This is a genomic window from Deltaproteobacteria bacterium (assembly GCA_016874755.1).
Classification (GTDB): domain Bacteria; phylum Desulfobacterota; class Binatia; order UBA9968; family UBA9968; genus DP-20.
In genome coordinates this window covers 76,259-101,310 of record VGTH01000014.1, presented here as the reverse complement: position 1 = coordinate 101,310, position 25,052 = coordinate 76,259, and the positions used below count along the sequence as shown (strand labels likewise).

Genomic DNA, 25,052 nt, shown 5'->3' with positions numbered 1-25,052 from the left:
TATGGAGAAGATGTTTCGAGCTATCATTGCAGCGGTTTTTTTTGTCCTGTCGGCAAATGTGCTCCTCGCCGCTGACAAAGTGATTATTTCCTACAGTAGCCGGAGCTACGCGTTTTTACCGGCCCAAGTCGCTATTGCTAAGGGCTACTTCAAAGATGAGAACCTCGATCCGTTGCTCATTCAGATGCGCAGCCAGGTCACCGTGCCAGCGTTGTTGAGTGGCGAGGTCCATTACACGTTGAGTTTCGGCAACATCATCGGCAGTGCTATGGCTGGGCTGCCGTTCAAGATACTCGCGGTGCTGACGGACAAACCCTTGCATAGTATTGTCGCGCGGCCGGAGATCAAGACGCTGGCCGACTTGCGCGGCAAACGCATCGGCTCACAGCGCATCGGCGGCTCGGATCAATTGGCGGCGGAAGCGATTCTGCAAGCGAAAGGCTTCGATCTGAAGGATGTGCAGTTCGTGACGCTGGGCGGAGATGAGCCGGTGCGCGTCGAAATGTTGCGCAAGGGGCTGGTCGATGCCATTTGCACAGTGCCGCCGGGGCCGGTACGGTTGACGCGCGAAGGCTACAACCTACTGGGTGGGCCGAAGGATTTAAAAGTGGGCAGCCCGATCTCTGCTGTGGCGCTGACCGACACGCGGCTCAAGAATCACCGCGATGAGACGCGCAAGGTGCTGCGCGCAGTGTTGCGCGGTCTGCGGGCCATGCACGAGCGGCGCGACGACACGATTGCGATCATGGCGAGCTGGTTGAGCCAGAGCGCCGATGTTGCGCGCGATTCCTACGACTCGATCATGCCCTCTTTCAGTCTCGATGGCACCACGGTCGACAAGACCTACGAGTTTGCCATCGAGTCGCGCAAGGCATCGCTCAAAATCGACAAGCCGGTGCCGCTGTCCGCGGTGCGTGACTTGTCTTTGCTGCGCGAAGTGCAGAAGGACCTGCGGGTCAAATAGCGCAATCGGGTGATCCACAAAATCCCCCGGTCGAGTCTGTCCATTGATTGCAAAACCAATTGGCTATGCTACCTTGAGCCGCAGTTTGGTTCGGCAAGTAACAGAGGCTTTTAAAAGGAGACGATATGGTTAAGGCACTTACCGCGGTACTATTTTTCGGGTTGGTTTGGGCGAGCGGTTCGGCTGCATTCGCTCAAGATGATTACTTGGCGCGGCGCCAAAACTTCATGAAAAATTTCAGCGCCGAGAGCAAAGCCGTCAAGGCCGCGGTGGAGAAGAAGGATTATGCGACGATCGGCGTGAAAGCCAAAGACATCGCCGGCGGCTTGGAATTGGCGAGCTTCGCTAAACATTGGCCGCATGGCACCGCCGACGTCGGCTCCAAAGCCAAGCCAGAAATTTGGACCAACTGGAATGATTTCATGGCATCGGCTTTGGATGGCCAGAAGAAAGCATTGGCTCTGGCGAGCGCGGCCAATTCCAAGAATGAAGTCCAAGTCGATGACGCCTATAAGGCTTTCGGGCAGATCTGCGGCAACTGCCATAAACCCTATCGCGCGGAAAAAGCCCGGTAGTCTCGGTTCGAAACTATTTGCGTAATAAGCGGGAGGTCTGCTCGTCGAGTGGACCTCCCGCTGTCGTTTGAGATCCTAGAAGTTTAGCCGGTGCCGAACTTGCGCAGCCCCGGCATGCCCGCCCAACATCCTAAGGTAACCAGTCCGCCCACAGCAGAGCCGACTAGCAACGCTCCCGGCGCACCGAGCAGTGCGGCCATAAAACCGACTTCGGTGGCGCCAACGCCATTGGCGCCCTGCGAGAACATATTGAAAACGGAAAAAGCCCGGCCGCGCACCGGCTCGGGGGTGAGCAAGTGGAAAGAAGTCTGACGCATCACGGCCTGCAGGGAATTGGACAGACCCATCGAGCCGAGCAGCAACATCGAGAGGATGAAATTGGTTGAGACTGCGAAAATGCCCAGCGCGACGGCGTAGGAAAGAAACGACCAGAGCGCAAGCAATCCCTTGCTCTTAACGTCGCCGACGATGAGCAGAACCACGGTGCCAAGAATGCCGCCGATGGCCGGAGCCGACGACAAAACGCCGAAGCCCGCCGGGCCGACGTGAAGAATGTCTTTGGCGAACACTGGCAGCAGCGGCCGATAGTAGCCGACCCCGACGATGATGAAGTCGAGCATCACCATGGCAAGCACGATGGGCTCGGAGAACAAGAACTTCACACCGCCAAGGATGCTGGCCAAAGAAAAACGCTCGCGCGATTGACCATCCACCGCCGGCACGCGCAGCCGCAGGATCGCCAGCGCCGCTGGAAGATAAAACAGCGCGTTGAAAAGATAAGCGTTACCAGTGCTCATCCAAGCGATGCTCAAGCCGCCCAGCATGGGGCCGATGAAATGGGAGCCCTGGGAAATCGCCGAATTCAACGACACGGCATTGGTTAGATGGGAGCGCGGCACGAGATAGGAGATCAGCGCCATGCGCGTTGGGTTGAGCACGATGTTGAGCGCCGAGGTCAGCGCGGTGCCGACCTGGATATGCCAGACTTGGATCAGGCCAGTGAGAGTAAGCACACCCAAAACAACAGCGATCAAAAGATTGCCGAACGTGGTTACCAACAGGAGCTTCTTGCGATCGAGAAAATCTGCCAGTGTTCCGCCGAATAACCCCAGGGCGAAAATTGGCAGGCCTTGCGCTAGGCCCGTCATGCCCAATTGAAACGCCGAACCGGAAAGCTCGTAGACCTGATAAAAGTTCTGGGTCTGGCGCATCTGCTGCGCCGTGACGGCAAACAGCGCTAACTGAAAGAGTAAATTGTAGTCGCGAAAGCGCAGCGATGCCCACGGTGTGAGCCGAGCTGGCTTCTCATGGTTATTTTGAGCATCCGTCATGCGGCTAATTCTTGAAGCTCCGCATGACTTCGTTGGCGATGGTTTGAATCGGGATTTTTTTTGCGGTGGCCAGTTTCTTCAGATCGTCGTATTCCGGCGCAACTCTTTCGCTACCATTGGGTTGAGTGACGGCTTTTACGCGGACACTGCCGTAACGAGTGCTGACCGTCTTTGATTGTCTTTTCAGGATTAAACGTCTTACGGGATAGTAGCGAATGCCGATGGTTGTGGTTTCCTGCAGAAGCAGTTGCGATAGCTTGTCGAGTTCGTTTGGCGCGCAAATCACGCTCAGGAGCGTCGCCGGGCGATTTTTTTTCATCTGGATCGGCGCGAGAAAAACATCGCGCGCACCGGCGGCAAAGAGGCGATCCATGACGTGATCGTAGAGCTGCGGGTTCATGTCGTCGATATTGGTTTCGATGACGAGCATCTCTTCATGCTCGACGGTTTCGTTCTGTTGGCCAATCTGTAAACGAAAAAGATTCGGCCGCGCGGTGAATTCTTTAGTGCCGGTGCCGTAGCCAATCTTCTCAATCGTCATGGCCGGCTGCGGGCCGAAGATTTTACCGAGCGTTTTGATGATCGCCGCGCCTGTGGGTGTGACCGTCTCGGCTTCGACGTCGACGCCGAAGGTTGGCAGGCCTTGCAAGAGTTTCAGTGTCGCGGGCCCCGGCACCGGCAGTGGTCCGTGCATGGATCGCGTCACGCCGCGTCCCAGCGGGATTGGGGAAAAGCAGAGACTGTCAATCTTCAGTTCACGTATGCCAATGGCCGCCGCCATGATGTCGACGACGGAATCGGTGGCGCCGACTTCGTGAAAATGCACGTCGTCGATTGCAACGCCGTGAATTTTCGCTTCGGCCCGGGCGAGGTTGGCGAAGATTTCCAGTCCGGTTTCTTTGGCTCGGCTATCGAGCTTGCTGCGGCGGACCAGCTCGCGGATTTGTTTCCACGAGCGCGGCTTTTCGTCTTGCGCGCAGAGAACCTTGAAATGAGTGGCGCGGATCGAATGCACAAGCTTGCGTGTGGCGCGCAGCTCAAAGCGGAGGGTCGGGATTTTTTTGAGTTCCGTCTTTAGTCGCGCCAGAGGCAGGCCGAGATCGAGCAGAGCGGCGACGAACATGTCGCCGCTGATGCCGCCGATGAGGTCTCCGTAGGCTATTCCCATGGTTCGTGTTCTTGGCTCGTGGCTCGTGCTTATGTTCTAGTGGTGGCGGCGAGCACGATCACGAGCCACGAACAACGATTTTACCATTCTCGATGCGTTTCCTTGCCGCCGGTCTCGATGCGAATGATCTCTGCCTTAAATGGTTTGCCGGAGAGCGTGTCGATTAGCCAATTCACTGCGAGTGGGCGGGTGCGTGGGTTGCGGATCGAGTGGCGCTCGCCCTCGAAGACGTAGAGCAGTTTCGGCGCCGGTATCTCGCCCATTAACTTATAGACAAATTTCATATCGCAGTGCTCGTCGTCTTCGCCGGCGAGGACCATATAGGGACAGGTGATTTTTGCGGTGACGCCTTCGAGGCTGAGAGTTTTGGCGAATTCGTCAAAGGCCGCTTCGTCGTCGTAGCCGGACATGTACATGTAATTTAGCTTGAAGGTCGGCGAGGACATGTTGAAAATGGCGTATTGCCCGGGCTCCATGCAGACCCCCTGCACGGCGCAGGCTCTGAAGCGTTTTTCTTCGGCGACCACACGGGGCGCCCAATAGGATCCCATGCTCGATGCCATCACGCCAAGTCGGTTCGCGTCGATCTCGGGCCGGTTGACGAGATAATCAGCGGCGAGTTTGCCGGCGTCGGCGTAGTTCGACGCCGTGCAGCAGATGCCGCCTTCGCGGGTTTCGCCTTGACCTGGGCCGTCCATGGCAAATACGGCAAAGCCGCGCTCAAGAAACGGATCGCCGGTCGCCGGGTTGTCTTCTTTGACGCCGTCCATGCCGGGGATGTACATGATGCAGGGCACTTTTTCGTTGGCTTTGCGCTCAGGCGGCAGATGTAAAATTGCCTGGATTTTCTTGCCTTGGTAGGGCAGCTCGACGCGTTCAATTGGCCTGCCGGCATATTTGATAAACTTATCGTAGCAGTGGCGCTTTTTTTCTTGCCACGAGATGCGCTGCGGGTTGCCGTCTTCGTAGATCGCCCACATGGCGTTGGTGTAGAAGCACGAGGCGATATAATAGTGCTCGCGCGCTTCGGTGTAGTGGCCGAGTTCTTCGGCGGCGCGGGCTTGCTCTTCTTTGCGCGCCGCGGCGCGGGAAAATTCGCGTGAGATATCGAAGAATTTTTGAATGCGCCGGCAAACCTCCTGCAGATCGCTCTGCACCGCGGGGCCGCAGTTGCGCAGGATTTTTCCAGTGCGCCCCTGATCCCAATCGATGCCGCGGGTCTGAATGACTTGATCTAAAATCCAGCGCTGTTCGCGCCAGCGTTTTACTTTACGTTCGGTTTCGATGCGCATAAAACCTCCGTTCAAGGTTCAACGTTCAAGGTCGATTCTGCTGAAAAACCCATCCGGAGTCCTTCGACAAGCTCAGGACGAACGGATTCGGAGTTAAATTCGTTCATGAAAAAACCGTTCATGGTGAGCTTGTCGAAGCATTCTTTTGGTTCTTCAGCAGAATCAAAGTTCAAGGTCGGGTTCCTGAGCATCGGTGCCGGTGACAGGTGGGCAAACTGAATCTCCCCGGCCAAGAGCGCTTGCACCGCGGTGGTGCCGCCGCGGATGTAGATCAAGTTCGAATCCAAACCATGTTTCTTGAATAGGCTATCCTCTTGGGTCAACCAAAGCGTGCCGATGCCGGCGGAAAGCGCGCTATAAGCGGTGCGGACCGTAAGATTTTTGCTTTGCCCGGCGGCGGCCGAAGCGAACATGAGAATGGCCCCTACCAGCAAGACAAGTCTCAGCGTCGTTTTGCGGCCCAAAGTCGGACCCAAATAAAAGGGGTTTGTCATTAGAAAATCGTATCGCAAGCGCGGAGTTGACAGGGAACGTCGCTGACTCTAGTCAAAAACTCCTGTCAGCGCAAATCCGCAGGCGCGCTAACGCGGCAATGCAGTTGATTCCGTGGTGCTTTTGTGTGTATATGTGCCCTTGGCCGCGCTTCGAGTCTAACTACGGAAATTTTATATGTTATTCGATTTCGCGAATGTGCTCGTGTTCACCGCACTGGGCCTGGGGTTTGTCGGTGTCAACCTGTTGATAGGCAAGCTATTGCGGCCGGCCAATCCGCAAACGCGCAAGCTTTCGACCTATGAATGCGGTGAGCCGTCCACCGGCAGCGCCTGGGTTAATTTCAACATCCGGTTCTATCTCGTGGCGCTTATTTTCATTATCTTTGAGGTCGAAATTGCGTTTATCGTCCCCGTGGCGGTGGTTTTCAAGGATGCGATCGCGGCCGGCGAAGGCGTCACGGCGTTGATCAAGGTGTTGATCTTTGTGGGAGTGCTGTTCCTCGGTTTGGTCTACTCCTGGGTCAAGGGAGATCTCGACTGGATCAAGAAGGTCAGAGTCTAACACCTCGGTAGTTGGAGTATCCGGATGAAACCTCTCATTAATTCATTGCCAGAAACGGTATTTACGACGAAGGTGGACGACCTGCTCAACTGGGGGCGAGCCTCCTCTCAGTGGTACATGCTGTTCGGCCTGGCCTGCTGCGCCATTGAACTGATGCAGACCGGCGGCCCGCGCGCGGACTTGGATCGTTTCGGCGCTGTGCCGCGCGCCACGCCGAGGCAATCGGATCTAATGATCGTCGCCGGTACCTTGACTTACAAGATGGCCAAGCGCACCAAGCTGCTTTACGATCAGATGCCCGATCCGAAATATGTCATCTCGATGGGCAGCTGCTCCAATTGCGGCGGTCTTTTCCAACTGGCCTATTCCGTCTGTAAAGGCGTCGACAAGATTGTTCCCGTCGATGTTTATGTGCCCGGCTGTCCGCCGCGTCCAGAAGCGCTCACCGAAGGCTTGCTGCGCATTCAGGACAAGATGATGCGCGAGCGCTGGTTGGTTAAGACTTCCCGTCCGGCTGCGGACGAGGCTGAGGCTCAAGCCTAAGCGATGGAAGCCCAGGATATCTTCGCGCAGCTGGAGCTTCGCTTCGGCAACCAGGTCCACGACTTCAAAGGCGACGTTCAAGAGCCCTATTTGAAGGTCGACAAATCCGTCATCGTCGACGTCTGCCGTTTCTTGCGCGACACCGTGATGCATAAGTTCGAAGTGCTGTCGGACCTGACGGCGCTCGACTGGCCCAAGGAAGAAATCGTTCAAGTCGTCTACCATTTATTCTCTTACTCGCAGAATCAGCAGATCGTGCTCAAGGTCGACCTGCCGCGCGACAACCCGAAAGTCGCCACGGTCGAGAGCGTGTGGAAAGTCGCCAACTGGTTTGAGCGCGAGGTGTACGACCTCTTTGGCGTGATTTTCGAAGGCCACAGCGATTTGCGCCGCATCATGCTGCCGGACGATTGGGTCGGTTATCCGCTGCGCAAAGACTATGTCGAGCAGGAAGAATACGACGGCATCAGCACCCAGCGCGCGCCGCTGGTAGAAAAACTTTTGCGATAGGTTGGCGATGAGTCAAGCCGCTCAAGCAGAAACCGGTTTTTACACCGAAGACATGACGATCAGCGTCGGGCCGCAGCACCCGAGCACCCACGGCGTGTTGCGCTTCGTCGTCAAGACCGACGGTGAAGTGATCAGCGAGGCGATTCCCGACGTTGGCTACTTGCATCGTTCCATCGAGAAAATCGGCGAGAAAGTCACCTACCACGGCTACGTGCCCTACACCGATCGCGCCGATTATCTGGCGGCCATGTTTGCCAATCAGGCGTTTTGCATGGCGGCGGAGAAGCTTGCCGGCACGGAAGTGACCCGGCGCGGCGAGTTTTGCCGCGTCATCGCCTGCGAGTTAAACCGCATCGCCAGCCACCTGATTTCGGTTGGTACCTTCGGTCAGGACATCGGCGCGATGACGCCGTTCGTGCACGCGCTGCGCGAGCGCGAAACCATCAACAATTTGATGGAAGAAATTTGTGGTGCGCGGCTGACCTACAATTACATTCGCATTGGCGGCGTCGGCTACGACATCTTGCCCGAGACCTGCACCCGCATCTTAGAATTTCTCGATCACTTCGAGCCCATCGTCGAAGAGTTCAACCGGCTGCTCTCGGGCAACAAGATTTTTCACGAGCGTTTGGCCGGTGTCGCAGTCATCAGCAAGGAGGACGCCTTTTCCTATAATTTAGTCGGGCCCAATCTGCGCGGCTCCGGCGTCAAGTGGGACATTCGGCGCGACATGCCCTACTCCGTCTATCCCGAGTTGGATTTCGAAGTGCCCATCGGTATGGCGGAGATCGGTCAGCTGGGCGATAGCTACGATCGCTTCTGGGTGCGCATTCGAGAGATGCGGGAAAGCGTCAAGATTCTCAGGCAGTGTTTGAGGATGATGCCAAAGGGGCCGGCGATCGCCAAAGTGCCGCGCAAGTTTCGTCCGCCGGCGGGCGAGTGCTACGCGCGCGTCGAAGCGCCGCGCGGCGACATGGGCTTTTACGTAGTCAGCGACGGTAGCGAGTATCCTTATCGCGTGCGCATTCGCACGGGGTCTTACACCGCCATGGCGATCATCGACAAGCTCAGTAAAGGTATAATGGTAGCGGATTTGATTGCCTTGATCGGCAGCCTCGACGTTGACGCGCCGGAAATCGATCGGTAATTATTGAGCAATTCATGCAAGCCTACATCGATCAACTGATGCAGCAGGGCGCCTTTCAGGGTATGCCCAAAGAAGTTGTCTATGCGATTGCGATGGTCGTGGTCGCACTGGTCGTACTCTCGGCTTTTGTCGCGCCGCTGGCGGGCGTGACGAGCTGGCTCGAGCGGCGGGTTTGGGCGCGCATGCAATCGCGCATCGGTCCCAACCGTGTCGGGCCGCAAGGAATTTTGCAGTGGCTTGCCGACGGCATCAAAAACCTCCTCAAAGAAGATTTGATCCCGGCGGCCGCTGACGGCAAGCTGTTCTCGCTGGCACCGTATGTCGTGTTCATGGGTTTTCTCTGCACCTTCGTGGTCATTCCGTTTGGCGAGCATTTGATCGTCGCCGATCTCAATATTGGAATTCTTTACATTCTCGCCGTGACCTCGTTGGTGGTCGTCGGCATCCTCATGGCAGGCTGGGCGTCCAACAACAAATGGTCGCTGCTTGGCGGCATGCGTTCGGCGGCGCAGATCGTGAGCTATGAGATTCCCGCCGGCCTGGCGATTCTCTGCGTGGTTTTTCTCGCCGGCACACTGAGCATGCAAGGCATCATCAAAGCCCAAGGCTGGGGTCCTTGGGACTGGTTTATGTTTCATAATCCATTTACGTTTTGCGCATTTTTTCTCTATTTCACTGCGGCTCTTGCCGAAGGCAACCGCACACCATTCGATATACCCGAAGCCGAGTCTGAGCTCGTTGCCGGCTATGTAACCGAATATAGCGGCATGCGCTTCCTGTTTTTCTTCTTCGCTGAGTGGGGCAATTTGTACGTTATCGGCGCCGTCGCCACGACGCTGTTCATGGGCGGCTGGCGGGTGCCGCCGCTGCCTATCTTCGAGAGTTTTCCAGTGCTCAAAGGAATCGCTCAATTCGTGGTATTTTTCCTGAAAGCTTATTTCTGGGTGTTCGTCGCCATGTGGATTCGTGCCACGCTGCCGCGCGTGCGCGTCGACCAGCTGATGGCGCTCTGCTGGAAGTATATGGTGCCGCTGTCCTTTGTCTGCTTGCTAGGCACGGTTGGTTTCATGTTCATGGATGCCCAGATGCAGCGCGTTTTTGGCGCCATCACGCTGGGCTTTGCAATTGCCACGATCATCAATTTTTTCCGCCGTGTGGCCTTCCAGATCCGCGAGGCGAAACCGGAAATGTATCTGAAGCCGCAGATTTAGGCGGTTAAATCTATGGGTATTGCGAGCTACATAAACGACATCAAACACACGGTGGCGTCGACGTTCGAAGGGATGTCGATCACGTTTTCGCACCTGGTGCGAAAACCGATGACGATTCAATATCCCGACAAGATTCCGGTGCCGATTCAGGAGACCTTGCCGCATCGCTACCGCGGCATTCTCGAGGTCGATCTCGATATTTGCACGGGTTGCTTGGCATGCGAGAGGATCTGTCCGATTACCTGCATTACCATCGGTATCGAGATGGACAAAGAGACCAAGCAGCGGCAGTTTACCGCTTTTGATATCGATGTCTGCAAATGCATGTACTGCGGGCTGTGCTCGGAGGTGTGTCCGACCGGTGCGATCCGCCATTCGCAAGAGTTTGAGGGTGCGAGCTACAATCCAGCCGGTTTGGTGCGCCACTTTGCGCCGCAGCCGCAGAACCTTTACAAGCCCAAAAAGGGCGGCGAGACCGAACCTAAGTTGATCGCGAAGGTTGAAATCGGGGGAAAGTATCTGGCTGAGTTCGCAACGCCGGATGGAGGGGTTGAGGCAGAGAAAGAGTAAGAGCGAGCGGCCACGGTTTCAACCTGTCGCCCCTTGATCCAGGACGGATCTTCCGATAAGTGAGCCAGAAAGTCTCCTGGTTCCTAGAGATCCCTAACAAAAAAGCGCATGAATGTATCGACGGCAGTCTTTTATCTAATTGCAACGATCACCATCGTCTCGGCGGTGATGGTTGCGTTCTCGCGCAATATCATCTATTCCGCGTTTTCGCTGCTCGGCACGTTCATGGGCGTGGCTGGGCTGTACGTTTTTCTCGGCGCCGACTTCGTCGCTGCCACTCAGGTGCTGATTTACGTCGGCGGCATTCTCGTATTGATTCTCTTCGCGGTCATGTTAACGCACCGGATTACCGACGTGGCGATCACCAATCGCGCCGCGGGGCGCCTGCCGGCTTTGGCTGTGATCCTTGTCTTGGGTTATTTCTTGGTAGAAACCGTCAAAGGGACCGGTTGGGTCAAAGCCAAAGAAGTGGTGTATGTGGCGACCACAGCGAAAATCGGCGATGCGTTCCTCTATGATTACCTGCTGCCGTTCATCTTGGCTTCGGTGATCCTATTGGCGGCAATGATCGGGGCGGTGGCTATTTCTCGCAAGGAGATCAAAGAGTAGCCATGCCCTTCGCTCCGGACCAGCTGTCTTCCTATCTCATTATCGGCGCGATCCTGTTTTGTTTGGGGCTCTTTACCGTGCTCACCCGGCGAAACGCGATCAGCGTGCTGATGGGCGTGGAGCTGATTCTCAACAGCGCCAACATCAATTACGTCGCTTTTTCCCACTTTGGCAGCGGCAACAGCGACGGGCAGCTTTACGCGATTTTCGTGATCATGCTGGCTGCAGCAGAAGCAGCGGTGGGTTTAGCGATCGTCTTGGCGATCTTCCAACTCTTTCACACAATCGATGTGGAAGCCGCGGAAACCATGCGAGACTAGAATTTTGGATTTTCGATTTTGGGTTTTGGATTGTCGAAGGCAGAACGGTGGTTTTTCTGCTAAGGCAATGCAACGTATCGGGTCGGAGATCAAATCGTTACTAACGGAACCGAGACTTTGTAGCACCGGAACTAAATCCAAAATCTAAAATGGACAGCCCGATTCAAACAGACTTCATCCGCTGGATCGTGTTTCTGCCGCTGCTGGGGGCGATCGTCAACGGCTTGCTGGGCGCAAAGATTCAGAAGAGCCTGGGTAAGGGCGCTATCAGCGTGCTGGCTTGCGCGCCGGTCATTATCGCTTTTGGCCTCGCTGTCAACGCCTTTCTAACTCTCAAGGGGCTGCCGCCGGAAAAGCGCTTTCTGATCGACAATCTTTACACCTGGATCAACCTCGGCTCGCTCAAGGTCGATATGGCGTTTCTGGTCGATCCGCTATCGGCGGTGATGATTCTCGTGGTCACCGGCATCGGCGGATTGATTCACATCTACGCCACCGGCTACATGCACGACGACAAAGCGTTCTGGCGCTTTTTCGCGTATCTCAATCTTTTTATGGCGTCGATGTTGACGCTGGTGTTGGGCGACAGCTTGCTCTTGCTGTTCGTTGGCTGGGAAGGCGTGGGCCTTTGCTCCTACGCGTTGATCGGCTTCTGGTACAGCGATCACAACAACGCGCGTGCCGGCAATAAAGCATTCATCGTCAACCGGGTCGGCGATTTCGGCTTCGTGCTTGGCATGTTTCTTTTGTTCTGGTCCCTCGACGCTCAAGGGCATGGCTCGCTGACGTTTCGCGAGATGATCAAATGGGCGCCGTCGATCAAAGACATGACGCTGTGGGGCTGGCCGGTGGTGACGTTGGCGACGTTCTTTCTATTCGTTGGCGCCACCGGCAAATCGGCGCAAATTCCGCTGTTTGTCTGGCTGCCGGACGCCATGGCCGGGCCGACACCGGTGAGCGCGCTGATCCATGCCGCGACCATGGTCACCGCCGGTGTTTACATGACCGCGCGCATGAATGTGTTCTTTTCGATGGCACCGGAGACGCTGCAACTGATCGCGGTAGTGGGCGTCTGCACGGCGTTGGTGGCGGCGACTATCGCGCTGACACAATATGACATCAAAAAAGTTCTCGCCTATTCCACGGTCAGCCAATTGGGCTACATGTTCATCGGCATCGGTGTCGGCGCCTACTCGGCCGCGGTGTTTCACCTGATGACCCATGCGTTTTTCAAAGCCTGCTTGTTCCTGGGCTCGGGCAGTGTGATTCACGCCATGCACCACGAGCAGGATATGCGCAAGATGGGCGGCCTCAAGCAGTGGATGCCGATTACCTACGCGACCTTTTTTATTTCAGTGCTGGCGATCGCTGGCTTCCCGCCATTGGCAGGGTTCTTTTCCAAGGACGAGATTCTCTGGTTGGCGTTTTCCGGGCACCATGAAGTGATCTGGTTCTTGGCACTGTGCGGCGCCGGGATGACCTCCTTCTATATGTTCCGGCAACTCTTCATGACTTTCTACGGCAAGTGCCGCGCCGATCATCACACTCAGGAACACCTGCATGAGTCGCCGAGCGTCATGACCATGCCGCTAGTGATTCTCGCCATCGGCGCCGTGTTGGCGGGATTCATCGGATTGCCCGCAGTGCTGGGTGGCAGCCAGTTTGCGCATTGGCTCGAGCCGGTCATCAAACATGGCGAACATCACGGCTCGCACGCCGCCGAATGGACGCTGATGGCCGTATCGGTCTGCGTGGCTTCCTTCGGGGCATTCCTGGCATACCTGATGTACCGCAAAGAGTCGTTGTCGCCCAATGTCTTCGTCAATCTCGGCGGCGGCCGGTTTTACCGATTGTTCGACCGCAAGTGGTATTTGGATGAGATCTACCAAGCGGTTTTCGTCAATGGCTGCTTGCTGCTCGCCCAGTTCTTGTCGGCCTTCGACAAGTACATCGTCGACGGCATCGTCAACGCCAGCGCCACCATCACCCGCTGGGTCTCCATCGTCAACGGCGCCTTCGACAAGTACATCGTCGATGGCCTGGTCAACGCGGTGGCCAACGTGACTTACTGGTTCGGCAACAAGTTTCGCCGCATCCAAACCGGCAACATCAACAGCTATCTCTACGGTATCTTGATCGCCATCGTGGTGGCGATCTACGTCAAGCTCCGCTACTGGAGCTGATTCTCAGGGAGTTTTTAGAAGATGGACAACATCCTCACCTACATGACTTTCATCCCGCTGGCGGGAGCGATCTTGATTCTCATGCTGCCCAGCGCGGCGCACAATCTGATTCGCTGGACCGCCGCCGCCGTCACTGTGCCGCCGCTCTTAATGGCAGTGTGGCTGTTCAATAATTTCGATCGCAGCAAGCCGGGTTTCCAGTTCGTCGAAGACTACTATTGGATCCCTACTTACAACATCAGTTACATTATGGGCGTCGACGGCGTGAGCATCTCGATGGTTTTATTGACCGCGTTGTTAAGCTTTATCTGCATCTTTGCTTCCTTTGGCATCGAAAAGGCCGTCAAGGGCTACTTCGCGCTGTTTCTCATGCTCGACGCCGGCATGATGGGCGTGTTTTGCGCGCTGGATTTCTTTTTGTTCTACATTTTTTGGGAAGTCATGCTGTTGCCGATGTATTTTCTCATCGGCATCTGGGGTGGACCGCGGCGCGAGTATGCGGCGATCAAGTTTTTCCTCTACACGTTGTTTGGCAGCGTTTTGATGCTGCTGGCGATTCTCGCGCTTTATTTCACCGTCGAACCGCACACTTTCGACATGCGCGTGATGATGGCCAACGCAAGTCAGTACGGCACCAAGCCGCTGGGAGTTTGGCCGTTCGATCAATGGGGCTGGGGCTTCCAGCATGTGATCTGGATGGCGCTCTTCATCGGCTTTGCCATCAAGATCCCGGCGTTTCCGTTTCACACTTGGCTGCCCGACGCGCACGTCGAGGCGCCGACGGCGATCTCGGTTATTCTGGCCGGCGTGCTGCTCAAGATGGGAACCTACGGCATCTTGCGCACCAACTTCCCGATGTTGCCGGTGGCCACCGCCGACATGGCCTATTGGTTCCTGGGCGCGCTGGGCGCTTGGAACATTATCTACGGCGCCTTCTGCGCCATGGCGCAAAAGGATTTGAAGAAACTGGTGGCTTACTCCAGCGTCAGTCACATGGGCTACGTCATGCTCGGCATGGCGAGCATGACCAGCCAGGGCATCAACGGCGCGGTGCTGCAGATGTTCAACCACGGCACCATCACCGGCATGCTGTTCCTGTTGGTCGGTGTGATCTACGACCGCGCGCATCATCGGGACATCGAAGGCTTCGGCGGCGTGGCAGCGATCATGCCAGTGTACACCGGCGCGACGGCGTTGGCATTCTTCGCGTCCATGGGCTTGCCGGGTCTCTCCGGGTTTATCTCGGAGGTGCTCGTCTTGCTGGGCACCTGGCAGAAGTATCCGGGACTGACGATTTTGGGCGCCAGCGGCGTTGTTCTCACGGCGGGCTATCTGCTGTGGACCATTCAGCGCGTCTACCTGGGACCGCCCAACGAAAAATATTTGAAGATGCCGGAAATCAACGGCCGCGAAATTTTCACGCTGGTGCCGCTGGGCATCATCGTTATCGTCGTTGGCATTTATCCGACGGTGGTCCTCGATCTCCTTAAAGCATCGCTGGATAACCTGAACTCACTGATCGTGCCGCACCTGCGCAGCTAGCCCGGCTAATTATGGACTTAAAGAACGTAGCGAGCCTGACATTCTCTTGTCCCGAGATTCTGCTCTCGGCGACGATACTGCTGATCATTATCGCCGACTTGATCGCGCGCAACCGCAAGGGGGCCGCGCTCTTGGCCGTAAGCGGCTGTGTGGCGTCGTTGATCTGCACGTTGGACCTCTACAGCGCTCAATCCGGTTGGCTGTTTCACCGGATGATCGTCCTCGATAACTTTAGTCTATTCTTCAAGGTCTTCGGTCTGGTTGCCGCGCTACTGGCCATTTGGATGTCGCTCGGCAGCAACGAGATCAAGCAGGTGTACCACGCGGAGTATTATGCGCTGCTTTTGACTTGCACCCTCGGGATGTTTTTCATGGCCTCGTCGCATAATTTGCTGATGGCCTACTTATCGTTGGAACTGGTGAGCTTGACGTCCTACGTGTTGACGGGATTTTTGCCGCGCAATCGGCGCTCGAGCGAAGCCGCCTTGAAGTATCTAATTTATGGCGGCGTCGCTTCGGGCACGATGATTTACGGTATGAGCTGGGTTTACGGCATGACCGGCAGCCTCGACTACGCTGCTATCCACGCCGCCCTGGGGCAAGGCGAACCGAGCAAGACGGCTTTGTTCCTGGCTTTGATTTTTATCCTGGCGGGCTTCGGCTACAAGATTGTTTTCGTGCCATTTCATATGTGGTCGCCCGACGTGTACCAAGGAGCACCGACGCCTTTCACCGGCTTTTTGTCGGTGGCCTCGAACGCCGCCGGTATCGCGATCATGATCCGCTTTTTCTTTCCCGGCATTTCGAAGCTAGGCGACGGCGGCGCTTGGAGTTTCGTCGCAGGTGTTGAGTGGCCGCAGGTGCTGTTGATCTTGAGCATGGTGACCATGACCGTCGGCAATCTATGCGCGCTCAACCAGAGGAATCTAAAGCGCATGCTGGCCTACTCCGGCATCGCCCATGCGGGCTACATGATGATGGGCTTGGCGATCCTCAACAACGAAGGGTTGAGCGCGATTCTCTTCTACGCGATGGTCTATTTGATCATGAATCTCGGCGCCTTCCTGGTCGTCGCGACCATTGCCAACGAAACCGGCACCGAAGATCTCGACACCTACCGAGGCCTAGCCTGGCGCGGCGCCATTGTGCCGGCGGTTTGCTTTGCCATATTTCTTTTCTCGCTGACTGGCTTGCCTCCGTTCGCGGGCTTCATTGGCAAGTTCTTCCTGTTCTCGGCGGTGCTCAAGCAAGGCGGCCAGCAGTTTATCGTGCTTGCGGTGGTCGCCGCTCTCAACAGCGTGATCTCGCTCTATTACTATGCGAAGATCGTCAAGGTGATGTTTCTCGACACGCCCAATCCCGAGGACAAGCCCGTTGCGGTAGCACGCAACAGCTTTGCGCTGATGATACCGCTGAGTGTCTTGACGGTGGTTTTCGGCCTCTACTTTGCGCCACTCGTTCAGTATGCCACCACCTCCCTGCGGTTTTTCTTAAAGTAGACGGTTTTAAATTTCGCTTGCTAGTAAGTGCGCCGCGCAGTCGGAGAGATTGCGCGGCGTTTTTACATGTGCCGAGTTGCGTGATTGACACGCCGGTCGCCGGCGGTTAATGATCGGCGATCATGCCGCTCAAACTACTCCTGAGTTTCTTACTCGCGATTTGCTTGAACCCACGGGCCATCGCCCAAGAAGTCAAAAAGCCGATGGTAATCCATCAAGCGATCTCCACGCCCGATTTCGGTTACCTGCCGACGCTCTTCGGCCGCGCCAAGGGGATGTTCGCTCAAGAGAATATCGACCTGAAACTGCTGGTCGTCAGCGTCCGGGTCGCCCTGCCGGCGCTGCTTGCCAAAGAAGTTCATTTCGCGACTGCCGGATCGGCGCTACCGGCTTCTCTGCGCGGTTCGCCGGTGAAGGCGATGTTTTTCTCCTACAAGACTTCGACGTTTCAACTGGTGGTGCGTCCGGAAATCACCGCGGCGCAAAACCTCAAGGGCAAAACGATTTCGATCTCCACACCCGGTTCGAGCAACGATATTGCCTCGCGTTTGATATTGAAAAGACTTGGCTTGGAGCCTGGGCGCGACGTGAACTTACTGCGGAGCGGCGATTCGCAAGCACGCGTTCTCGGCATGGAGCCCGGCACCGTGGCGGGCTCGGCAGTGAATCCCGACGTGGCGGCCTTTCTCACCGGCAAAGGTTACCGCATCTTGATGAACTCCGCCGACGTTTATCCGGTGCCGTTTTCCGGCATGTCGGTGCACGACGAGGTGATCCGCGACAATCCCGATTTGATTAAGCGCTGGCTGCGCGCGCACATCCGCGCCATGTTGCAAATTCGCAAGAATCCCGAAGAAGCGGCGCAGGTGGCCGCCAAGGAATTGAAAATGAATGCCGACATCGCCATCGGGGCGACCAAGTTGCTGCTGCCGGCAATCAGTGGCGAAGACCCGGGCGGCTTCACCGACAAAGGCATGCGCTTGAACATGGAGCTATCGGGCAGCCGCCTGGGCATGGATACCAACAAGATTCCCATCTCACAGGTGGCCGACGTCGCGTTGTTGCGCGAAGTGCAGCGCGAGTTAGGCATTCACTGCAAAGACGGCTATCAGTGCAAGTAATCTCCCAATGGACGTCAACGACTTTGATATCAGCAAAAGCGCCATTCTGTTTTTCGATCTGCTCAATTCCTTCATTCACAGCGGCGACGAGAAGGCGAGGGCGAAGAAGGCGCCGATGGTCGCCAATGCCGTGCGTTTGATGAAAGCCGGCCGGGCCAGCGGGATGCCGATGTTCTTTGCCATGGCGAGTCATCACCCGAGTGGTGCGACGGCATCAAATTTAATCACCGACACCGACACGAGTCTGAAACCTTGGGCGGATGGCAAAGTCGCGTGGCGCAAGCCGCATGCGCTGTCTGGCGACGGGGGCTCGCAGGTGATCGCAGAATTGGAACCGCGCCCGGATGACTACTATATTCCCAAATGCCGCTATAGCGCGTTTCACCAGACCTATCTCGATCTGGCGCTACGCACCCGCGGCATTGACACGCTGATTATCTCAGGAGGGTCTACCGACGTCGGGGTCTGCGCCACGGTATTCGCCGCGCGCGATTACGATTACAACTTGATCATCGCCCGTGACGGCTGCGCCACGAGCCACGACCCACGCGCCCACGATGCATTGATGGATTTGATTTTCCCGCGCATGGCGCGAGTGCGCACCACAGGTGAGATTCTGACGATGATTGGGCCTAGCCGTTAATCGATCCGCCGCATCAAGACATAGCGGTGACCGGAGAAAAAGCGCGACATCCACTCGGAGCGCACCAACTCAAAGCCGCCCGCTCGACTAAGCTCTAACACCTCTCGGGGACCCAGCGTCCATTTCGATCGCTTGCCATTGAAGCGGCGGCGAAACTCATGGGTGCGGTTCTTAACGGAATCGGCGTCGAAGTAGGTGAAGATCAGCCACTTGCTACTGACGCGCATGATCTCGCGCAGGTATTGCAGACGTTCCTGATGCTCGCGGATGTGGTGGCATAGACGCACGGATAACACCAGCCCAAAGGCGCGATCTTTGAACGGCAGGTTGAGAGCCGTGGCGCGCACATAGCCAGCCGGCAAAACCGTGCGGCTTTCGCGGCCATGAAAAAAGCGGGCGGCACTGAGCAAATGAAAACTCCAATCGCCCTCTATCACAGGCATCTTTAGATCGCCCAGCACCGAGAACAACCGGCCATAGCCGCACGGCAAATCCAGCGCCGGCGCAGCGGAATTTTCCAAGGCCACCGGCTCGAGCAAGCGTTTGAGTAGGCGCTGCTCGTTCCAGTTGTTGACCCGCTCGGTCCAATGGCGCTCGAACTTCTTTGTGTAGTCGGCTGCGCCTTCCGCGCTGTTGTAGCGCGATAGAATATCCTGGTCCATGAATCAATCCTGCACGTGAGTCAGCTTAACAGCGAAACCGGGCACATGAAAGGTCAGAACCAGCAGGCCTTACTTTTCCAAGCGCGCTTAAGCGGGTAGAAAACCGCCTTCAACGGCGTGCGATGCTGGGTTGAGCGGGTGACTCGGTCTACCTGGGTGTGCAGCAGCGACTCAGAACCACCCAATGGGTCTGGCAGGTAGCCCTGATAGAACGCGGCGGTTTCGCGTTCGGTTAAAGCGGGGTAGAAATTGCCAAGAAACATCCCGAGATCGCGAGCTTGGGCCCAACGGGCCACCGGGTTCCAACGCACGCTCCTCGAGTATGGGACGTCGATAAAGAACAGTTCCGGCTTTTCTGTGGACGCGTGACGAATCAAAATGTTCTTGGGCTTGGTCGCAAACAAGAAAAATCGCTCCTCATGCAAGCGCCGAAACATGGATCCGATCTGCTCGACGACAAAAGCGCTCTGAGCCCAATTGTGCCCCGGTTGAGAGGTGCATTCCTTGCGCCACTGGGCGAGATTGATCGAGCCTTCGACGAAAATCGTGATGACAAAACAGGATTGCACCAATCCGAGCCAACTTCGCGCTGAGCCAAACGCCACGGGCTCGGCCGCCGAAAGGCCGGCTTGCTTTAGGTATGCTAAACCCAGGTACTCACGTTCGGCTTTGGATTTTTGAAAGCCGGTCCTGATGCTCGGAAAAAACGGGTAGTAGTAACTTTTGATGACAAAGGCGCGCTCGCCGTCGCGCGGCGATCCACTCGGGCGTCTTTGGACCACCACATGGGTTCTGCGCTCCGATTTGACACTCTCACCGCCTGCATTCAAGAACGCATCGTAGCCCCCGAACTCGCCATCGGGGAAATAGTGCTCGTAAGCATGGCTGAAAAACAGCTGTTTCGAACCGTTGTTGCTGGCGTGCGGTCGTGCCATTTGAACTCTGCGTCGGTAGACGAAAAACTTCGGGTCAATGCTCAGATTACTCGTTGCAATGCTACACTAGCTTTGACGACAACCCGAAGCGCTTGATGCGCCGGCCCGCTGATTTTTTTCTGGATCGGCATTTGTAGCCGCGCAGACTGCTTTGGGTGGGCAAATATAACGCTAACTTTTCAAGAACGGCACGCCCAAACGCATCACGTCGTCGAAAGCGTCCCAATGCACCATGTGCTTGCAGCCGTTGACAATATGGAGATTGATCTGTGGCTGCATTGTCTTGAGCAATTCGGCGCGTTCGCCGGCGTGGGCGCGGTCTTCACGGCCAAAGATCATCAATAGCGGCATCTTGAGCTCGGTGAGTCTTTGCCACAAGGGCTTGGCCGCAGCGCCGCCGCCCGCCGGAGCGTCGTGCTCTTGGCGGTCCTGGTGGGCTTTGAAGTTGCGGCCGATCATGCTGCGGTGGCGCAGCGCGACATCCTCGTCCGAGATCAGGCTATGATTGAACGTGTCCGCCTGCAAAAGTTTGCGCGCGTCTTCGACCGTCGGTTCCTTTTGCGCCATCTCGCGGTCGACGCGGGCTTGCACCGCTTCGTACTTGCCGACTTGCTCTTGGGTCTGGGGTGGCAGCAGCGATCCGGTGCCGAGAATGACGACGTGGGAATAGCGGTTGGGGTCATCGAGCGCAAGCTGGATCGCAAACCCGCCCGAGCGTGAATGAGCCATCAACGCGGTCTTACCCAGACCGGCGGCATCGATAAATTTCGGGATGGAGTTTCTTTGCTGCGCCGTGCTTTGCTTGGCCGGCACGTCGGAAAGACCAAAGCCAGGATAGTCAAAGGCCACCGCGCGAAATCCGGCCTTGGCCATCGGCCCGAGATTGCGCCGGAATACGTCCGCCGAACTGCCGAGCGAGGCGCCGTGGAGAAACAACACGGATGGTCCCGAACCTTCTTCTAAGTAGCGCAGTTTTAGGCCGTCGACGGCGACGAATTTATCTTCAAGCTGAGCCATGACTTATCTCACAGTGATTTCGCTGACGCGAGCTATATCGCCGAACCTATGAGGTGTCAATCAGACCCTACTCTGAGTGCCACGGTAACTGCGACGCCATCACCATGGACACCTGTTGGTCTTGGGCGTTTGAGCGTGATAAGGTGCGCGCCACAATAGTCGCTTGGAGAAAGACCATGAAAAACCAATACGATGGCGGCGAAGCCATAGTCGACGCCTGTCGCAGGCTCGGAGTCGAATATATTTTGTCATCGCCGGGCACCGAATGGGCGCCGGTCTGGGAAGCGATGGCGGACCAGATCCACAGGAAAAAGAGCGGCCCCAAGCTGTTGGACGTCTGGCACGAAACCTTGGCCGTCGACATCGCCGCCGGCTACACGATGGCCACCGGCAAAATGCAAGTGGTGTTGTTGCATGCCGGCGCGGGTCTCTTGCAAGGCGCCATGGGCATCCACGGCGCTTTTGTTGCCGGCGTGCCCATGGTCGTCATCTCCGGCGAGTCGATGACCTACGGTGAGCAGCCGGAGTTTGATCCCGGCGCGCAGTGGATCGGCAACTTGAGCATCGTCGGCGGCACGACGCACTTGGTGGACGCGATCGTCAAGTACGGCTCGGTGGCGGGCAGCCCGCACACGCTCCACGAAGCGATCATCCGCGCCGGCGAGTTGGCGCAGCGGCAACCGGCCGGGCCGACCTATTTATCAGTATCGACAGAGACTTTAATGGGCGCCTGGACACCGCCGAAAAATCCCCGCGTGGTTCCGCCGGCACCGCGTGTGCTCACCGCGCCCGAGGATATCGAAAAGCTCGCGGCCCAGCTCTCGAAAGCGAAGCACCCGGTGGTGCTCACCGAGGGCGCCGGCCGAGAAGTCGAAACCTACCAGGCGCTGGTGGCGCTGTGCGAGAAGTTCGCCCTGCCGGTGATTGAAAAACCCGGCGCGCTCTTCGCCAACTTTCCAAAGGATCATGTGTGCTATCAGGGCACTGACATAAAACCGTTCTGGAACGACATGGATCTCGCGATCGTCGTTCGGGTGCGCGTGCCGTGGTATCCGCCGAGCAACCGGCCGCCCAAGGCATTCACCGCGATTGTCGACGAGGCGCCGCACAATGCGGCGATGGCTTACCAAAGCCTGCAAGCCGACATGTACTTGGAAGGCAACATGGCGCAGACGCTGCGCGATCTCGCCGCCGCCGCCACTGTCGACAAAGCGGCCGTGGAAGCGCGGCGCCAGCAGTTAACCGCGGCGCACAACGCGATGGTCGAAAAACGAGATGCCGCCCAGGCGGCGGCGCGCAAGAAGACGCCGATCGATCCGGTGTGGGTGTGCGCGGCGCTCAACGCGGTGATGCCCAAGGACACGATTTACATCGACGAAGTGACCACCCACACGGCAACGCTGCGCCAGCACCTGGTGCAAAACCATCCGCAGACGTTGTTTACGCGCCAGGGCGGTCTCGGACAGGGGTTGGGTCTTTCGCTCGGCCTTAAGCTGGGAAAACCGGAGCGCCAGGTCGTGACGTTAATCGGTGACGGCGCATTTCTCTATAACCCGGCGCTGGGCTGCCTCGGCGCGGCACGCGACTACAACCTACCGACGATGACAGTGATCTTCAACAACAAGAAATACGCCGCCATGCAGGGCATGCATCACAAAATGTATCCCGATGGCATCGCCGCGGAGATCGGCGTTTATCACGGCACCCACATCAACGCGCCGGATTTCGTCAAGATTGCCGAATCCGTCGGCGGCTACGGTGAGCAGGTGGCGGATCCGGAAAAACTTCAGGAGGCGCTCAAGCGCGGCATGGAAGCCAACCAGAGCGGCAAACCGGCGATCATCGACGTGATGGTTGAATCATAAATGAGACGCAGCGGGCGGCTGTTCCTTAGCAGCCGCCCGCCACGCGCTCAAGCAAAATTCTACCTCGGATGAGCATGAAAAAATTCAACCGCGCGCTGCGTGCCTCTGAACCCCGAGCTTTCAACATCAAACCAAACATGGCCGACGCCTTCGACCGCAACTCCGACGGTCGCCGCGCCGCAGTTTCGATAGCTAATCTCGCGCAGCTCGCGTGCTAGACCTTTGTGACCTGAAACTGATTCACGTTTCTCCGTCGGCGGATCGCTGCTACAGCCATTGAGAACGGCCCATGTTCGCAGCGATTCGTGAAATGATAGCGTCTTGCGCGCCGGGATGTTGTCCAACACGCCGCCGTGGAAATCGACAACGCGGTCTGCGGTACCGTGCATCAGCATGACGGGCGCCGGCTTGGTCATCGTATAAACCCACTTTTTTCCATTCTTGTAATAGCCGGGCACCGCGGCCATCGATACAAATGAGGCGTAGCGCCCAGGAGCTTCGGCTGCTATCTTTTGCGCCAGCATGCCGCCGTTGGATAAACCTAGAACGTGGATGCGGCGAGAATCGATACTCATCGCCTTGATCAGAAAATCGGTCATACGAGTGATAAACTCGACATCGTCGATGCCGCTAGTCATCGCCTCATTGCAGCAGAAATCTGCGTTCCAAAACGATCTGCCGGTGCGATGCTCCCGTGAGTTTTGGCCGTTGGGGAATACCAAGACAAAATTGCGCTCACGAGCGAGAGTCCTCAGGTCGTTGCGGCCATCGTCCATGGTGGCCATGCTGCCGTGAGCGGCGTGCAGCGCGATAATCAACCTTTGCGTGCCCTTATGCGAGTAGCCGGGCGGAGTGTGAACAATGAACCAACGATCCAACCCGCCGACGCGAAGGGAGCCTTCGTAAACGCCTGGTCTGATTAGCTCATCCGCTTTCTTGATAACGGTTCGCGCAACATCTAATTTCTCACGTTCGGCGCTGGCGGCCCCTAGAGCCGCTGGCGGAAATGCAAGTATTAGGATCAGCCGCCAGGAAAACAACATGCTCCCCCTCACAGGAGACACTACACTAGCTTCGGCATAGATTCGTTGATTCTAGCTCCAACGCTACAAAGCCAAAACGAAATTCACGTCTTCAGCCCTGACAACGTCCAAATGTGCAGGTGATATGAAGGACCGAAGTGGCGCTGATCAGTCCCCAATACGCCTACACTCGTCTAAACTCGTCAGGCCAGCCCCTTTCGTACTAGCTCGCAATACATAGTCGTCGCGGCTTTTTCCAAGGTTTTGGTCGTCTTAAACAGGCCCGCAAACCACGGGCACAGAGATTACCGGCCGCTAAAAGTCATCACCCCGCGCCCGGCGTCGGTGTGCAGCACGGTGCCGGTCATGGTTTTTGACTGGGACGACGCCAGCAGCACATAGGCAGACGCGTGATCTTCGGGGGCGATGTTGAAGTTGAGGATGTTGTTGGCAACTCCGGCGCTGCGGCCCGCGCCGACAGGGCTGGCTGGGGCTTGATTATTTCCCATCAGTGACGGCGCAGTGCGGAGATTGGTCGCCGTGCCCGAGGGAGCAACGCCGTTGACTCTGATATCCGGCGCCAGTTCGTTGGCGAGCTGGCGCATCAGGCCAAGCGCCGCATGCTTCGACGCGACGTAAAGCACGCCGCCGCCGACGTAGAACGATGACGTAGACAACGTAAAGACCATGCGGCCCTTGGTTTTTTTCAGCTCCGGCAGGGCGGCCTTGGCGCCCAGCAGGTAGCCCCGGATATTGACTCCGAAAACTTCGTCAAAACCGTTCGCTAGCTCTGTGTCCGAGAGGCCGTCGAGTTTGCGGCGGCCGTCATGAATGCCGGCGTTGCCGACGAACACCGAGAGCTTGCCAAACTGCGCGACTGCGGTCGCTACGGCTTTGCGATTGTCGTCGACGCTTCTAACGTCGCCCTGGACGATCGCTACTTCGGCGCACTCTTCTTTAAGGGTCTTCAGGCGCTCCGCCGAGAGATCGAAGGCGACAACCTGTGCGCCTTCTTCGATGAATCGCTTGACCACGGCTTTGCCAATGCCGGATCCGGCACCGGTGACGACGGCGACTTCGTTTTCAAGCCATTGCATTTTAGCACCTCCTGGAGCTGCGAAAAAAGTTTGCGCCCTCTCCGCTAGAGAGACTGTATCGCAATCGCCTCGGAGCCCTTCGACAGGCTCAGGGCGAACGGATAGGTGATTGATTTTGCGGCACGACAATTCCGTTCCTGATGAGCTTGTCGAACCATGAACGGAATCGC

The 25,052-nt window shown here is 57.0% G+C and carries 25 protein-coding genes; 16 read left to right on the top strand and 9 right to left on the bottom strand.

Going from position 1 to position 25,052, the window contains the following annotated elements; genetic code table 11:
* The first annotated feature begins 1 nt into the window (after position 1).
* The gene (locus tag FJ145_10905; protein MBM4261927.1) at positions 2-964 is read left to right on the top strand and encodes an ABC transporter substrate-binding protein; all 963 of its coding nucleotides are present in this window, start codon (positions 2-4) and stop codon (positions 962-964) included.
* Positions 965-1,089: 125 nt separating this feature from the next.
* Positions 1,090-1,539 (top strand): cytochrome c, encoded by a 450-nt coding sequence (locus FJ145_10900; protein ID MBM4261926.1) that lies wholly within the window; start codon positions 1,090-1,092, stop codon positions 1,537-1,539.
* Between the two features lie 83 nt (positions 1,540-1,622).
* Here the strand turns inward: FJ145_10900 and FJ145_10895 are convergent, their stop codons facing one another.
* The 4 genes from FJ145_10895 to FJ145_10880 all read right to left on the bottom strand — a co-directional run bounded on the left by FJ145_10895 (position 1,623) and on the right by FJ145_10880 (position 5,824).
* Positions 1,623-2,870, bottom strand: coding sequence for an MFS transporter (locus FJ145_10895; GenBank protein MBM4261925.1), 1,248 nt, complete (start codon positions 2,868-2,870; stop codon positions 1,623-1,625).
* A 4-nt stretch (positions 2,871-2,874) separates the two neighbouring features.
* Entirely contained in the window at positions 2,875-4,038 is a 1,164-nt protein-coding gene (gene larC, locus FJ145_10890) for a nickel pincer cofactor biosynthesis protein LarC (GenBank protein MBM4261924.1), read from the bottom strand.
* An 80-nt stretch (positions 4,039-4,118) separates the two neighbouring features.
* The gene (locus FJ145_10885) at positions 4,119-5,330 is read right to left on the bottom strand and encodes an alpha/beta hydrolase (protein MBM4261923.1); all 1,212 of its coding nucleotides are present in this window, start codon (positions 5,328-5,330) and stop codon (positions 4,119-4,121) included.
* A gap of 11 nt (positions 5,331-5,341) precedes the next feature.
* A complete protein-coding gene (locus FJ145_10880) occupies positions 5,342-5,824 on the bottom strand; it encodes a hypothetical protein (GenBank protein ID MBM4261922.1) in 483 nt (160 codons plus the stop codon).
* 175 nt (positions 5,825-5,999) lie between these two features.
* Between FJ145_10880 and FJ145_10875 the strand changes: the two genes are divergently transcribed.
* From FJ145_10875 to FJ145_10815, 13 genes are all read left to right on the top strand, one after another.
* Positions 6,000-6,386, top strand: a complete 387-nt coding sequence (locus FJ145_10875) for an NADH-quinone oxidoreductase subunit A (GenBank protein ID MBM4261921.1) — start codon at positions 6,000-6,002, stop codon at positions 6,384-6,386.
* 24 nt (positions 6,387-6,410) lie between these two features.
* A complete protein-coding gene (locus tag FJ145_10870) occupies positions 6,411-6,929 on the top strand; it encodes an NADH-quinone oxidoreductase subunit B (protein MBM4261920.1) in 519 nt (172 codons plus the stop codon).
* A gap of 3 nt (positions 6,930-6,932) precedes the next feature.
* Positions 6,933-7,439 carry an NADH-quinone oxidoreductase subunit C gene (locus tag FJ145_10865; GenBank protein MBM4261919.1) on the top strand — a complete coding sequence of 169 codons (507 nt, stop codon included), beginning with the start codon at positions 6,933-6,935 and terminating at the stop codon, positions 7,437-7,439.
* A 7-nt stretch (positions 7,440-7,446) separates the two neighbouring features.
* The gene (locus tag FJ145_10860) at positions 7,447-8,586 is read left to right on the top strand and encodes an NADH-quinone oxidoreductase subunit D (protein MBM4261918.1); all 1,140 of its coding nucleotides are present in this window, start codon (positions 7,447-7,449) and stop codon (positions 8,584-8,586) included.
* A 14-nt stretch (positions 8,587-8,600) separates the two neighbouring features.
* Positions 8,601-9,797: an NADH-quinone oxidoreductase subunit NuoH gene (gene nuoH, locus FJ145_10855; protein MBM4261917.1), complete on the top strand. Its 1,197-nt coding sequence runs from the start codon at positions 8,601-8,603 to the stop codon at positions 9,795-9,797.
* A gap of 12 nt (positions 9,798-9,809) precedes the next feature.
* Entirely contained in the window at positions 9,810-10,367 is a 558-nt protein-coding gene (locus tag FJ145_10850; protein MBM4261916.1) for a 4Fe-4S dicluster domain-containing protein, read from the top strand.
* A 108-nt stretch (positions 10,368-10,475) separates the two neighbouring features.
* On the top strand, positions 10,476-10,976 hold the full coding sequence (locus tag FJ145_10845) for an NADH-quinone oxidoreductase subunit J (protein MBM4261915.1): 501 nt from the start codon (positions 10,476-10,478) through the stop codon (positions 10,974-10,976).
* A 2-nt stretch (positions 10,977-10,978) separates the two neighbouring features.
* The gene (nuoK, locus tag FJ145_10840) at positions 10,979-11,296 is read left to right on the top strand and encodes an NADH-quinone oxidoreductase subunit NuoK (protein ID MBM4261914.1); all 318 of its coding nucleotides are present in this window, start codon (positions 10,979-10,981) and stop codon (positions 11,294-11,296) included.
* A 149-nt stretch (positions 11,297-11,445) separates the two neighbouring features.
* Positions 11,446-13,479: an NADH-quinone oxidoreductase subunit L gene (gene nuoL / locus FJ145_10835; protein MBM4261913.1), complete on the top strand. Its 2,034-nt coding sequence runs from the start codon at positions 11,446-11,448 to the stop codon at positions 13,477-13,479.
* A gap of 21 nt (positions 13,480-13,500) precedes the next feature.
* Positions 13,501-15,021, top strand: a complete 1,521-nt coding sequence (locus FJ145_10830; protein ID MBM4261912.1) for an NADH-quinone oxidoreductase subunit M — start codon at positions 13,501-13,503, stop codon at positions 15,019-15,021.
* A gap of 11 nt (positions 15,022-15,032) precedes the next feature.
* A complete protein-coding gene (locus tag FJ145_10825; GenBank protein MBM4261911.1) occupies positions 15,033-16,520 on the top strand; it encodes an NADH-quinone oxidoreductase subunit N in 1,488 nt (495 codons plus the stop codon).
* 122 nt (positions 16,521-16,642) lie between these two features.
* The gene (locus tag FJ145_10820; protein MBM4261910.1) at positions 16,643-17,641 is read left to right on the top strand and encodes an ABC transporter substrate-binding protein; all 999 of its coding nucleotides are present in this window, start codon (positions 16,643-16,645) and stop codon (positions 17,639-17,641) included.
* A gap of 7 nt (positions 17,642-17,648) precedes the next feature.
* The gene (locus FJ145_10815) at positions 17,649-18,284 is read left to right on the top strand and encodes a cysteine hydrolase (protein ID MBM4261909.1); all 636 of its coding nucleotides are present in this window, start codon (positions 17,649-17,651) and stop codon (positions 18,282-18,284) included.
* Here FJ145_10815 and FJ145_10810 read toward each other — a convergent pair.
* From FJ145_10810 to FJ145_10800, 3 genes are all read right to left on the bottom strand, one after another.
* Complete coding sequence (locus tag FJ145_10810) at positions 18,281-18,946, bottom strand: class I SAM-dependent methyltransferase (protein MBM4261908.1); 666 nt, start codon at positions 18,944-18,946, stop codon at positions 18,281-18,283. The two genes, FJ145_10815 and FJ145_10810, sit on opposite strands and share 4 nt — an antisense overlap.
* A 53-nt stretch (positions 18,947-18,999) precedes the next feature.
* Positions 19,000-19,881, bottom strand: a complete 882-nt coding sequence (locus tag FJ145_10805; protein MBM4261907.1) for a hypothetical protein — start codon at positions 19,879-19,881, stop codon at positions 19,000-19,002.
* Between the two features lie 171 nt (positions 19,882-20,052).
* Complete coding sequence (locus FJ145_10800; GenBank protein MBM4261906.1) at positions 20,053-20,898, bottom strand: alpha/beta fold hydrolase; 846 nt, start codon at positions 20,896-20,898, stop codon at positions 20,053-20,055.
* Between the two features lie 53 nt (positions 20,899-20,951).
* On the opposite strand from FJ145_10800, the gene FJ145_10795 reads away from it, so the two are divergent.
* Complete coding sequence (locus tag FJ145_10795) at positions 20,952-22,763, top strand: thiamine pyrophosphate-binding protein (GenBank protein MBM4261905.1); 1,812 nt, start codon at positions 20,952-20,954, stop codon at positions 22,761-22,763.
* Positions 22,764-22,822: 59 nt separating this feature from the next.
* Here FJ145_10795 and FJ145_10790 read toward each other — a convergent pair whose 3' ends face one another.
* Together FJ145_10790 and FJ145_10785 are read right to left on the bottom strand one after the other, a co-directional pair.
* A complete protein-coding gene (locus FJ145_10790; GenBank protein ID MBM4261904.1) occupies positions 22,823-23,806 on the bottom strand; it encodes a hypothetical protein in 984 nt (327 codons plus the stop codon).
* A 284-nt stretch (positions 23,807-24,090) separates the two neighbouring features.
* Positions 24,091-24,882, bottom strand: a complete 792-nt coding sequence (locus tag FJ145_10785; GenBank protein MBM4261903.1) for an SDR family NAD(P)-dependent oxidoreductase — start codon at positions 24,880-24,882, stop codon at positions 24,091-24,093.
* Positions 24,883-25,052 lie beyond the last annotated feature (170 nt).